The sequence below is a fragment of the Gordonia sp. 852002-50395_SCH5434458 genome (assembly GCF_001665905.1).
GTDB lineage: Bacteria > Actinomycetota > Actinomycetes > Mycobacteriales > Mycobacteriaceae > Gordonia > Gordonia jacobaea.
The window spans coordinates 35,162-48,190 of sequence record NZ_LZTC01000053.1 but is presented as its reverse complement, the minus strand read 5'-3'; the positions used below and the strand labels follow the sequence as shown (position 1 = coordinate 48,190).

Below are 13,029 nucleotides of genomic sequence, written 5' to 3'. Positions count from 1 at the left end.
CTGTCCATGGCCACTGGCATCACACTCATCTGGGCGCAGGATCGTGTCGGCGCCATCGGGCGTCAGAACACGATCCCGTGGCGCGTCCCCGAGGACATGCGCCGGTTCCGCGAACTGACAGGCACCGACCCGGTCGTGATGGGACGAAAGACGTGGGAGTCGCTGCCCGAGCGATTCCGCCCGCTGCCGGAACGTCGCAACGTCGTGGTCACCCGGAACATTGAGTACGTCGCGCCAGGGGCAGAGATCGCGGGCTCGCTGCGCGAAGCGCTGGATCGGATCGTCGGCGCCGTCACGGTGATGGGTGGCGGCGCGATCTACGAGGCCGCGATGGAACACGCCACGCGCTTGCACGTCACCGAGATCGATCTGCTTGTCGAGGGAGCCGACGCGTTTGCGCCCGAGATCGACCCGCACGGATGGGAGGTCGCGGAGGCCACGTCGTGGGAGACGTCGTCTGGCGGGCTTCGCTATCGCTTCGTCGACTACTCGCGTCACCGCACGGCGTCGGATGTGCGTCGAGGAGCTTGATCATCTCCGCGATGGCACCTCCCGAGCTCTCGGCCGCGCAGGCGGCCCGAATCGCCCTCACCGCACAGGGATTCGGTCCTCGACCTTCCGCGGGAACCGTCACGCGCAGACAGGTCTCGCGGATCGTCGAACGCACGCGACTGATCCAGATGGATTCGGTGAACATCGCGGTGCGAGCGCACTATCTGCCGTTGTTCTCGCGGCTCGGCTCCTACGACCGAACCCTGCTCGACCGCGCCGCGTGGCATCCCGGGCGGGCCACTCGGATGCTCGTCGAATATTGGGCGCACGAGGCCGCACTGATCCCGGTCGACGACTGGCCGTTGTTCGGCTGGCGGATGGAGGAGTATCGGGACGGACGGTATCTCCACACGCGAGAACTCATGCGCGACAACCGGGTTCTCGCGGCGGACATTCGGGCGCTCATCGGCGAGATCGGGCCGTCGACGCCGCGTCTGATCGAGAGTCATCTCGGGATCGAGCGCGAACCCAGCGCACCCGGCGGCTGGTGGAACCGCGGCGATGTGAAGCATCTGTGTGAGGCGATGTTCGCCTCCGGTGAGTTGTCGGCTGTGCGAGACGCGAACTTCGGACGCCACTACGACCTCACCGAGCGCGTCGTCGGCGAGGTCGCGCAGCGTCGCATCGACAGGGTCGATGCGCACAGGCAGTTGGTGACGAATGCTGCTGCGGCGCTTGGCGTCGCGACAGTCGCCGACCTCGCCGACTACTACCGGCTCAAGCCTGCCGAGGTTCGCGATGTCGTCGCTGAGTTGGTGGAAGACGCAGCGCTGCAACAGGTGTCGGTGCGTGGCTGGAAAGACGCCGCGTTTATGCACGCCGACACCGTGATTCCGCGTCGCATCGCCGCTGCGGACGGGCGGTCGACGCTGCTCTCGCCCTTTGATCCGCTGGTCTTCTTTCGTCCGCGCGCCGAACGGCTCTTCGGTTTCCGGTATCGCATCGAGATCTACGTCCCCGAGCACAAGCGCGTACACGGCTACTACGTGCATCCCTATCTACTCGGCGACGAGATCGTCGCCCGCGTCGATCTCAAGGCCGACCGCGCCGCGGGTGTGCTTCGGGTGCCTGCGGCTCACCTCGAGGAGGGGCGTGACGCAGGCATGGTCGCCGAGCGTCTCGCGACCGACCTCGCGACGACCGCGCAGTGGCTCGGACTCGACGGCGTCGAGGTCGGTTCCCGTGGCGATCTGGCTGCCACGTTGGCTCATGCCACCGTCGGGGCTTCGGCATGACATGCTGTTTCCGGCTTTGAGTCAATCCAGCAGGCATTCACCACATCGAAGAGTTCACGAGAGGTACCGATGACGGTCACGCACGACGGGCGCACCTACCAACTGGTCATGTTCGACCTCGACGACACCCTGGCACCGTCGAAGAGCCCCATGGACGACTCCATGGTCGAGGTCTTCGGCCGACTACTCGACCGCAGCATAGCGTGCATCATCTCGGGCGGTAATTTCGATCAGTTCCAGGTGCAGGTGCTCGACCGACTCGGCGACGACGTGAATCGTGCGAACCTGCATCTGATGCCCACGAACGGCACGCAGTACGTGCGGTGGGACGGCTCCGAATGGAAGACCGTGTACGCCGAGTACCTCACCGACGACGAGAAGCAGCGCACCCTGACGACGCTCGAGACCGGCGCGAAAGAACTCGGCCTGTGGGAAACCGAGACGTGGGGGCCGGTACTGGAGGATCGGGGCAGCCAGATCACGTTCAGCGCGTTGGGGCAGGCTGCTCCCGTCGACGCGAAGAAGGCATGGGATCCCGACGGCCGTAAGAAGGAGTCGCTGCGCGCGTACGCGGCCGAACGTCTTCCCGACCTCGAGGTCCGCAGCGGCGGATCGACGTCTGTGGACGTGACCCGCAAGGGCATCGACAAGTCCTACGGTGCGCGCCGACTGATGGAGATCCTCGACCTCACCGTCGACGACATCCTCTTCTACGGTGACCGGCTCGACGAGGGCGGCAACGACCGGCCGGTGATGGAGCTGGGCATCACGTCGATCAGCGTGACCGACTGGCATGACACGCTCGCCAAGCTCACCGCGCTCCTCGACGAGTGAGCAGAGTCGGCGTGCTCACCGTTCGGTGACGTGTGGCCGATGCTCGGCGAACCCGACGATCTCCTCGATCTGCGTGGCCAGCGACACGAGTAGCAACTCGCTGTTCGCCGGTCCGACAAGCTGAGCGCTCTGCGGCAGGCCCGACCGATCCACTCCGATGGGTACGGCCGCCGCAGGGTTGCCCAGTACGTTCCAGGCTGCCGTGTACGACGCGGTCTCCCCGGCTGCGCGCAGAAGGCCCACGAAACCGCGTCGGTCGAGCTGTCCGGCCTTGACGGCCGTGGTGAGGGTGGTCGGCGTCAGCAGGACGTCGTAGTCGTCGAAGATCTGTGCAAGGAGCGTCTCGGCGATCCGCTCCGCACGTCGTTCTGCCCACCCGGCGCCCGCGTGGAGGACACGTCCGACGCGGGCGATGCGTCGAGTGTTGCGCTCGAGCCTGTCCGGATGTTCCACGCGCGCAGCCTCTTCGGAGACGCCCGACGCGGTTTGCACCAAGAAGACCCCCGACAGCAGTGGGTAGTCGGGATCGGATTCGACGACGTCGTGGCCGGCCTCGCGCAGGCGGTCGGCCAGCGCGCGTATCGCGGCGGCCGACTCATCGTCGACCATGCCCGCCCGCATCGGATTGCGAAACGACAGTCGGATTCGCAGGCGGCCGGGCGGCGTGGCCGCGGCGTCGACGAAGGAGCCGGGGAGCGCGGCGGCATGAAACCTGTCGGTCGACGTCGCGCCGGAGATCACGTCGTAGATGAGTGCGCTGTCGGCGACGGTGCGGGTCAACGGACCCAGGGTGCCCAGGGCTCGCCACAGGTCGGGGTTGGGTGCCGTACTGACCCGCCCTCGCTGCGGTTTGAGTCCGAACAGACCGCACCAGCTCGAAGGGAGACGGATCGACCCACCGCCGTCGCCGCCGATCCCTGCGGCCACCATCCCCGACGCGACCGCTGCCGCGGTGCCTCCGCTCGAGCCGGCGGGGGATCGGTCGAGGTCCCACGGGTTCCGTGTCCAGCCGTGCGCCGCCGTTTCGGTGAAGGGCCAGATGCCGAATTCGGGCATCCGTGTCTTGCCGATGATCACAGCGCCCGCATCGCGCAGACGCGTGACCACCTCCGAATCGGCCCGTGCCGGCGTCGTCACCGACGCCCCACCAAATGCCGTGGGCACACCGCGCACGTCGTTCTCGTCCTTGATCGCGATCGGTACCCCGTGCAGCGGGCCGGCAGGGGCGCCGTCGCGTAGTGCGGCGTCGAGTCGATCGGCTTCGGCTCGCGCCTCGTCGTGCAGGACGGTGGAGAACGCGTTGAGCGTGGGGTCGAGGCGAGCGATCTCGGCCAAGCTGTGCTCGACGAGTTCGCGAGAGGTGACCTGGCCGTCGACGACCCAGGAGCGCTGGCTGTGAACAGAACTGAAGTGCAGATCGGGCATGCCACCCATCGTCCCCCGTCGGGCACCGGGGCGGGTGCTGAAACTCCGCAGGTGTTGCCGAGAGCTCCCTCGGACGACGGGGTGCTCGGGTCGTGAAGGTCGCGCTGATGGACAATCATGGATGCCCACTAGGTGAGAGGAGGCGGCATGTCGGACATGGTCCCGTTGAAGGTGCAGATGGTCGCCGCGACCACGTTCAACCCGCCCGAGGACGTCCCGTGGAGCACCGACGCCGACGGCGGCGAGGCGCTCGTCGAGTTCGCGGGCCGCGCTTGCTATCAGAGCTGGGACAAGCCCAATCCCCGAACCGCGACGAACGCCGGTTACCTGCGGCACATCCTCGAGGTCGGTCACCTGTCGCTACTCGAGCACGCGAACGTGACCTTCTACATCACCGGGATCTCGCGGTCGTGCACGCACGAACTGATTCGGCATCGTCACTTCTCGTACTCGCAGCTCTCGCAGCGGTTCGTCCCCGAACACGACTCGAACGTGGTCGCACCACCGGCAATCGAGGGCGACGCGCACCTCGAGGCGTTGTTCGCCGAAGCCACCGACGCGAGTCGCAAGGCGTACGGCGAACTACTCGACGCCCTGGAGGCGAAATTCGCTGACGTGCCCAACGCGATCCTGCGCCGCAAGCAGGCACGGCAAGCCGCGCGGTCGGTGCTGCCCAACGCGACCGAAACCAAGATCGTCGTCACCGGCAACTACCGCGCGTGGCGACACTTCGTCGGCATGCGCGCCACCGAACACGCCGACGTCGAGATCCGCCAGCTCGCCGTCGAATGCCTGCGTCAACTCATGGATGTCGCGCCGACCGTGTTCGGCGACTTCGAGATCGGCACGCTCGCCGACGGCACCGAGGTCGCCACATCGCCGTTCGTGCTCGAAGGCTGAGCAGCGGGACCCGCGTGGAGTTGTGCGGGGCTTAATCGGCGTGGCCCGCTCGCTCACGCTCCCGGCGCCACGGCGCTGATGTGGCCCGCTCGCTCCCGCTCCCGGCGCCACGGTAGCCTTGACCACCATGAACGCAGGAGCGCAGCAGCTGCACACGCACCCCTTCGGGACCAACGTGGTGGCAATGGTGACCCCCTTCCGCGCCGACGGCTCGCTCGATCTCGACAAGGCCGCTGAACTGGCAGATCACTTGGTGTCCAAGGGATGCGACGGACTCGTCGTCTCCGGGACGACCGGCGAGTCTCCGACAACCACGCCGCAGGAGAAGCTCGACCTGCTGCGCGTCGTACTCTCGGCAGTCGGCGACCGCGCCCGCATCACGCAGGGCGCGGGAAGCTACGACACCGCGGAGAGCATCCGATTCGCGCAGGCCTCCGAGCAGGCCGGTGCGCACGCGCTTCTCGTCGTCACCCCCTACTACTCCAAGCCGCCGCAGGCAGGGTTGCTGGCACACTTCCGGGCCGTCGCCGATTCGACGTCGCTTCCGGTCCTGCTCTACGACATTCCGCCGCGCTCTGTGGTCCCGATCGCCAACGAGACACTCATCGCGCTCGCCGAGCACCCGCGCATCAAGGGCGTCAAGGACGCCAAGGGAGATCTGCACTCGGCGGCAGGCATCATCGCCACGACCGGCCTCGAGTACCTCTCCGGCGAGGACGCACTGAACCTGCCGTGGCTCTCGGTGGGGGCGACCGGATTTGTCAGCGTGATCGGACACCTCGTGCCTGATCGCCTGCGAGACATGCAGATCGCCGTCGAGAAGGGCGATCTCGTCGCAGCACGCGCGATCAACACGTCGATCCTGCCGCTGGTCAATGCGATGGGTCGCCTCGGTGGGGTGACCATGGTCAAGGCGTCGCTGCGTGTTCTGGGCTTCGACGTCGGAGATCCGCGTTTGCCGCAGGTGCCCGCGACGGGCCCGCAGATCGAAGCGCTGATCACCGACCTGCGTGCGGCGGGGGTGCTCGCCTGATGGCAACCCAACGTCGACGCAGCGCCTCACGCCAAGCGGGACCTCCCACGCCTGCCGCCGAACGTCCGGTGCAGGCACCCGAGCAGAAGCAGGCACCAGCCCAGGAAGTTCCTGCCAAGCAAGCGCCTGCCCAGCAAACTCCCGCGCAGGAAGCTCCTGCCCAGCAAGCCGCCCGGCGTGAGACCCGCGGGCAGGATGCGCCCGCGCAGAAGCAAGCCCCGGCGCAGCAGGGTTCCAAGCCGTCCGGCGAACAGAACCAGGGGCGCGGTCGGCGTCGCGGCAGGCACGAGCGTCGTGACGATGCACAAGCCTCGGGTGGCGGCAAGCAGTCGGGGGCTCAAGGACAGGCCGGTCGTCGTGAGTCGATCCCCGTAGACCCGGCGGTCGACCGGCTCGGTACCCCGCGCAAGCTGCCACGTGGCGGACTCCGTGTGGTCGCGCTGGGCGGGATCGGCGAAATCGGCCGCAACATGACTGTTTTCGAGTACAACGGGCGGCTGCTGATCGTCGACGCGGGAGTCCTGTTCCCCGAGGACGCGCAGCCCGGCGTCGACCTCATCCTCCCCGATTTTCGCTATATCGAGGATCGCATCGACGACGTCGAGGCGGTCGTCCTCACCCACGGGCATGAGGATCACATCGGCGCAGTACCGTTCCTGCTGCGTTTGCGGAGCGATATCCCGGTCGTCGGCGCGAAATTCACTCTCGCGCTCGTCGACGCGAAGTGCAAGGAACATCGCCTGCGGCCCAAGCTCGTCGAGGTGCGTGAGGGTGATCGGCTCGATTACGGGCCGTTCGACCTCGAGTTCTTCGCGGTCAACCACTCGATCCCGGATGCGCTCGCGGTGGCGATTCGCACGCCCGCGGGTCTGGTGTTGCACACCGGCGACATCAAGCTCGACCAGCTCCCACTCGACAACCGCCTCACCGACCTCGCAGGCTTCAGTCGTCTCGGCGACGAGGGCGTCGACCTCTTCCTGGTCGACTCCACGAACGCCGAGGTCCCCGGGTTCGTGACGCCGGAACGCGAGATCGGCTCGGTTCTCGACCAGGTCATCGGCAAGGCCAAGCAGCGCGTGATCGTCGCATCGTTCGCCAGCCACGTGCACCGCATCCAACAGATCATCGACGTCGCGCACGCCCACAACAGGCGCGTGACCTTCGTCGGGCGGTCCATGGTGCGCAACATGCAGATCGCCCAGGATCTGGGATACCTGCACGTGCCCGACGGCGTCGTCGTCGACATGGATACCGCCGCGACGCTCCCGGATCACCGGCTGGTGCTGATCTCCACCGGTTCGCAGGGCGAGCCGCTCTCGGCGTTGTCGCGGATGGCTCGTGGCGAACATCGTCAGATCAACATCCGCGCCGACGACCTCGTCGTGCTGGCATCGTCGTTGATCCCGGGCAACGAGAACTCGGTGTTCGCCGTCGTCAACGGGCTCGCCAAGCGAGGCGCGACCGTGATCACGCAGCAGAACGCCAAGGTCCACGTCTCCGGACATGCCTCGGCCGGCGAGCTGCTCTACCTCTACAACGCCGTGCGGCCCACCAACGCCATGCCGGTGCACGGGGAATGGCGTCATCTACGCGCCAACGCGGCTCTCGCGGTGGCGACAGGTGTGCACCCCGATCGCGTGATGCTCGCCGAGGACGGCGTCGTCGTCGACCTCGTCGACGGTAAGGCGCAGATCGTGGGACGGGTGCCCGTCGGCCACGTCTACGTCGACGGCCTGTCGGTTGGCGACGTGGGGGAGTCGACGCTGTCCGAACGTCTCGTCCTCGGGGAGGGCGGGTTCATCGCGATCACGGTCGCGATCGACGCCACCACCGGTCGTGCTGTCAGTCCGCCCGAGGTCGCCGGACGCGGCTTCTCCGACGATCCGGAAGCGCTCAAAGAGGCTGCGAACCTGGTCGACCAGGCGCTCGATTCGCTTGCGGCAGAAGGGGTTACCGACGCGCATCGGATCGCCCAGACGATTCGACGGGTGGTCGGACGATGGGTTGCCGACACGTATCGTCGACGCCCGATGATCGTGCCGACGGTGCTCGCGGTCGGTTCGTAACGGGCTGTGGTTGGTCTCACGTCTCGACGTGAGGCGCCAGTCGATATGCTCACTGCGGCCCGCGGTTTCGCGGGTGGGCGACGGGGCGCGGTGTCTCGTTGTGCGGTGACATGACGCCCCGAAAGGCCAGCCCCGAAGTGACTTCGAATACGTGTAGCGATGCCCGGTCTCGTGCCACAGCCGCAGCCAGAAAAATCACGATCGCCGCGACCGTGCTGAGCACCACGCTGATCCCACTCGGGGTTGCGACAGCAGCGCAGGCGCACGCCGCTCCCGCCGCGATCACCGCGCACGCCGCTCCCGCGCCGCTGGCCATCTCGGTGCCCGGTGTCCAGAACGCCCGCACCTTTGCCAATTACACGACGATCAGCGGAATGCGCATCTCCGACAAGGTGATTCGCAGCGCCAATCTTGCTTCCCTCACTCCCGCAGGCGTCGGTGTGCTCGAGCGACACCAACTGCGCTCGATCATCGATCTGCGCACTCAGCTCGAGTCCACTGTGCAGCCCGACAAAGCGGTTCCCGGTGCCACGCGCCACAATTTCGACGTCCTCGGTGCGGTCCCGGTGTCGTACCTCGTCGATCTGCCGAGCGCCTACCGCGCCTTCGTGACCGATTCGCACGCGCGCGAGGCATTCCGCGCGTCGCTGCTCGACATCAAGAACACCGTCGGCGCAGGCGGATCGGTGCTGTTCCATTGCAGCGCGGGCAAGGATCGTACGGGGTGGCTCGCGGCGGTCCTGCTCACCGTTCTCGGTGTCGATCGGCAGGTCGTCGACGCCGACTTCCTCGCCAGCAACACATTCCGCCACGCATCGCCCAACGATCCGCTCAACGGCGTGAACATCGGCCTGCTGAACACCGCGTTTGCTGCCGCAGACAAGACCTACGGCAGCTTCGAGAACTACGTCCACAAGGGACTGCGGCTTTCCGATTCGGATATCGCGGGACTGAAGAAGGCATTGCTGCTGCCATCGATCTGAATCGCGACGCCGTCCGGCCTGGCTAGGGTGGAGTGGTGACACTTGCACAGTCGGAACGGGCGGCGTTGGCCGCGACGCTGCGGACCGTCGGACCAGACGCGCCCACGCTGTGTGGCGACTGGGATACCCGCGACCTCGCGGCACACCTGGTGATCCGCGAGCGTCGGCCCGACGCAGCGCTCGGAATCGTCGTCAGTCCGTTGGCCGGGCACACCGAGAAGGTCCAGGCGCACACCGCTGCCCAGCCGTGGCCCGACCTCGTCGAGGAGGTCGCCGACGGTCCGCCGTGGTATTCGATGTTCCGCCTTGTCGACAGGTGGGCCAATCTCGCTGAGATGTTCATCCACCACGAGGACGTGTTGCGCGGTGGCGCTGATCCGGACGGACCGTGGACTCCCCGCGAGCTGAGTGCTGACATGACGCAGGCACTGCGTACCCCGCTGAAGGGTATGGGGAAGCTCACGCTGCGGTCGATGCCTGCCCAGGTCACGCTCGCGACACCGGACGGCGAGAACCTGCTGGTCGTGGGGTCAGGTGAACCGGTTATGGCCACCGGGACCGTCGGCGAATTACTTTTGTTCGCCTACGGCCGTGCGCCCGTCGCGATCACCTGGTCTGGCGACCCCGACGCGATCGCGGCGGTCTTGGCAACCACCCGCTCCGTATGAACTTCCCAGTATGAATTTCCCAGTGTGAATCTCCCCGTCTGAATCCCGCTGATTCTTCCGTTGAGCTGCGCGTTCGTACGTCGGCGTCGTAGCGCGTGATCCGGGCAACGGTTACGAATTCGACACACAGTCGTGTTGCCTGTGTTGTGCATGTGACTCAGGTGATGGGTGACCACTAGTCTGTCCGTATGGCTTCGAAGGCAGGCACGAGTTCGGCCGCGGCCGCGTCACGCGCAAGCGGTGGACAGCGCGCAGCGGCGGGACGGGGTGCAACGGGGGGACGGACAGGCCGTCAGCAGAGCACGGGCGGGCGGCGACAGACTGCGTCGTCGGGAAGTAGGTCGTCGGGAAGTCGCTCGTCAGGATCGCGCGCCAGCACCACCGGGCGTACACGCACAGCGTCGTCGACGTCGGCGCGCAAGCAGGGTTCGGGACGCAAGCAGACTTCGGGCAGTCAACAGCAGGTCCGCAAGCAGCAGTCCGCCGACATCAGTCGACGCTCCGCAGGCCCTGTGGTCGGTAGGGGAGTCGGCCGTGGTCTCGGCGGTGCGTGGTCGCTGCTCGCGAGGGGGGTCGGTTCGGTCGCACGGGCGGGCACCGGGCACTCCACGGCAGCGCCGGTTGTCGACGGGGATTTCGCAGACGGGGATTTCACAGACGGGGACTTCAGGGATGGGGACTTCAGAGACGGGGATGTCACCGACGACGGCTATCTGACCTCCGATGACGTCTCCGGTTTCGAGGGCCGTCGCGACCGGCACCCATCCGGTGCGCAGGGACATTCGCATCGGCGCGACGGGACGGGGCTGGCGTTGCTCGCCCTGGCACTGCTCGTCTCTGTCGGAGTGTGGCTCGGGGCGGCCGGTCCGGTCGGCGCGTTCATCGATGCTCTGGTGCGGGCCGTCGTCGGTACCGCTGCACTGTTGGTACCGGTCGCCCTCGTCGCAGGCGCGATCGTGCTGATGCGGCGGGGTCCAAACCCCGAGAAGCGCGCGCGGTACATCGGCGGCACATTGCTCATCGTGTTGCCGCTGCTGGGTCTGATGCACCTGGTGGCCGGGGCGCCCGAGGACCTTCCCGGCCGGTCACATGCGGGCGGATTCGTCGGATACGTGGTCGGAACGCCGCTCACCGCGGGTGTCACGGCGTGGGTGTCGGTGCCGATCCTGGTGCTGTGCATCGCTTTCGGTGTCCTGATTCTCTCCGGCCGCACGATCCGCGAGGTCGTCGACGCTGCCGCGGGCTGGCTCGGACTGGGCGGCGGGCGCATCGACGACGATCTCCCGTGGGACGACGACGCAGAGTACGGCGACGCCGAGTACGAGGACGATGCGGCCTATGACGATGACGCCGTCGATGCTGACGACGACTTCGCCACCGGCGGATGGTCTCGTTCGGCATCGGGTCTCCGGTCCGACGACCCGTACGAGAACTACCCGCCCGACGACGATTCGACGGTGCGTCCGCGGCGGCGCACTGCGCGCTCGGATCGGCGTAGCGCACCCATCGCGGTGCCGACACCGACCGTCGACGTGGCAGACGTCCCGACCGACAACTTCGACGACATGCTGACCGAACCCGTCGTCGACGAGGTCACCGAGCAGATCGCGCGGCCGGCTACCGGGACGACCCGCAAGCGCGCAGGCGAGGTTGCCAAGTCGCGCAGTCGCGAGACGTCTGCGCCCACACGGCCCGCAGCATCGGAGCCTGCCGTCGACACCGCCGTCGACTCGGATGCCCTTGTGCTCGCCGATGTCGAAGGCGACTACCGCCTGCCGCCGGCCACGTTGCTCGTCGACGGTGACCCGCCCAAGCGCGGTAGCCAGACCAACGACGACATGATCGATCGCATCACCGGGGTGCTCGAGCAGTTCAAGATCGACGCGGCGGTCACCGGGTACACCCGCGGACCGACCGTCACGCGATACGAGGTGGAGCTCGGTCCCGGTGTGAAGGTTGAGAAGATCACCGCGCTGCAGCGCAACATCGCCTACGCGGTGGCCACCGACAACGTTCGGTTGCTCGCACCTATCCCGGGTAAATCCGCGGTCGGTATCGAGGTGCCCAACTCCGATCGGGAGATGGTGCGCCTGGCAGACGTCCTCAAGGCGCCGTCGACCCGCAAGGACTCGCATCCGCTGGTGATCGGCCTGGGTAAGGACATCGAGGGCGATTTCGTGAGCGCCAACCTCGCGAAGATGCCGCATCTGCTGGTCGCTGGTTCGACGGGTTCGGGTAAGTCGAGCTTCGTGAACTCGATGCTCGTGTCGCTGCTGACGCGCGCGACGCCGGAGCAGGTGCGGATGATCCTCATCGACCCGAAGATGGTGGAACTCACGCCGTACGAGGGCATTCCGCACCTGATCACGCCGATCATCACGCAGCCCAAGAAGGCTGCTGCTGCGCTCGCGTGGCTCGTCGAGGAGATGGAGCAGCGCTATCAGGACATGAAGGCGTCGCGGGTGCGCCACATCGACGACTTCAACAGCAAGGTGGCCTCGGGGGAGATCACGACGCCTCTCGGTTCCGAACGCGTCTACAAGCCGTATCCGTACATCCTTGCCATCGTCGACGAGCTCGCCGACCTGATGATGACCGCCCCACGCGACGTCGAGGATGCGATCGTCCGCATCACACAGAAGGCACGTGCTGCCGGTATCCACCTCGTGTTGGCGACCCAGCGACCCTCCGTCGACGTCGTCACCGGTCTGATCAAGACCAACGTGCCGTCGCGATTGGCGTTCGCGACGTCGTCGTTGACCGACTCCCGCGTCATCCTCGATCAGCCCGGCGCCGAGAAGCTCATCGGCATGGGCGACGGACTGTTCCTTCCGATGGGCGCGAACAAGCCTGTCCGTATGCAGGGAGCGTTCATCACCGACGAGGAGATCGCGGCCGTCGTCGACTATGCACGTGAGCAGGCCGATCCCGAGTACACCGAGGGCGTGACGACAGCCAAGGCCGGCGATAAGAAGGACATCGACGGCGATATCGGCAACGATCTCGACGATCTGCTGCAGGCCATCGAACTCGTCGTGTCGAGCCAGTTCGGCTCGACGTCGATGTTGCAGCGCAAGCTGCGCGTCGGGTTCGCCAAGGCAGGGCGACTGATGGACCTCATGGAGACGCGTGGTGTCGTGGGTCCGAGCGAGGGGTCGAAGGCGCGCGAGGTGCTCGTGAAACCGGACGATCTCGCAGGGGTCATCGCGTCGATCACCGGTGGTGGCGACACGGGGAGCAGCGACGAATGACGCGTTTCGGGCATAGCGGACGAACGGGATATACCTCGGCTTCATTCAACTGTTAAAGTGGTCGGCAGATCGAAGAGGGGAG

General features: G+C 66.7%; 10 protein-coding genes. 9 read left to right on the top strand and 1 reads right to left on the bottom strand.

Translation table 11 applies throughout. From position 1 onward, the window contains the following. Nucleotides 1-6 precede the first annotated feature (6 nt). From A5785_RS12860 to A5785_RS12850, 3 genes are all read left to right on the top strand, one after another. A complete protein-coding gene (locus A5785_RS12860) occupies nucleotides 7-531 on the top strand; it encodes a dihydrofolate reductase (RefSeq protein ID WP_064866811.1) in 525 nt (174 codons plus the stop codon). Between the two features lie 11 nt (nucleotides 532-542). Beyond that, nucleotides 543-1,787, top strand: a complete 1,245-nt coding sequence (locus tag A5785_RS12855) for a winged helix-turn-helix domain-containing protein (RefSeq protein WP_039855082.1) — start codon at nucleotides 543-545, stop codon at nucleotides 1,785-1,787. A gap of 69 nt (nucleotides 1,788-1,856) precedes the next feature. Further along, nucleotides 1,857-2,621, top strand: a complete 765-nt coding sequence (locus A5785_RS12850; RefSeq protein WP_005204507.1) for an HAD-IIB family hydrolase — start codon at nucleotides 1,857-1,859, stop codon at nucleotides 2,619-2,621. Between the two features lie 15 nt (nucleotides 2,622-2,636). On the opposite strand, the gene A5785_RS12845 is transcribed toward A5785_RS12850, so the two are convergent. Next, nucleotides 2,637-4,046, bottom strand: a complete 1,410-nt coding sequence (locus A5785_RS12845) for an amidase (RefSeq protein ID WP_039855064.1) — start codon at nucleotides 4,044-4,046, stop codon at nucleotides 2,637-2,639. A 147-nt stretch (nucleotides 4,047-4,193) separates the two neighbouring features. Between A5785_RS12845 and thyX the strand changes: the two genes are divergently transcribed. From thyX to A5785_RS12810, 6 genes are all read left to right on the top strand, one after another. Further along, nucleotides 4,194-4,946 carry an FAD-dependent thymidylate synthase gene (thyX, locus tag A5785_RS12840; protein WP_005204511.1) on the top strand — a complete coding sequence of 251 codons (753 nt, stop codon included), beginning with the start codon at nucleotides 4,194-4,196 and terminating at the stop codon, nucleotides 4,944-4,946. 127 nt (nucleotides 4,947-5,073) lie between these two features. Next, nucleotides 5,074-5,979 (top strand): 4-hydroxy-tetrahydrodipicolinate synthase, encoded by a 906-nt coding sequence (dapA, locus tag A5785_RS12835; protein WP_005204512.1) that lies wholly within the window; start codon nucleotides 5,074-5,076, stop codon nucleotides 5,977-5,979. Next, nucleotides 5,979-8,045 carry a ribonuclease J gene (locus tag A5785_RS12825; protein WP_082946570.1) on the top strand — a complete coding sequence of 689 codons (2,067 nt, stop codon included), beginning with the start codon at nucleotides 5,979-5,981 and terminating at the stop codon, nucleotides 8,043-8,045. Before dapA ends, A5785_RS12825 begins: the two co-directional genes overlap by 1 nt. 212 nt (nucleotides 8,046-8,257) lie before the next feature. Beyond that, entirely contained in the window at nucleotides 8,258-9,028 is a 771-nt protein-coding gene (locus A5785_RS12820; protein WP_064866807.1) for a tyrosine-protein phosphatase, read from the top strand. A gap of 35 nt (nucleotides 9,029-9,063) precedes the next feature. Further along, nucleotides 9,064-9,696, top strand: a complete 633-nt coding sequence (locus tag A5785_RS12815) for a TIGR03085 family metal-binding protein (protein WP_039855085.1) — start codon at nucleotides 9,064-9,066, stop codon at nucleotides 9,694-9,696. Nucleotides 9,697-9,884: 188 nt separating this feature from the next. Next, a complete protein-coding gene (locus A5785_RS12810; protein ID WP_231895469.1) occupies nucleotides 9,885-12,947 on the top strand; it encodes an FtsK/SpoIIIE family DNA translocase in 3,063 nt (1,020 codons plus the stop codon). Nucleotides 12,948-13,029: the final 82 nt, after the last annotated feature.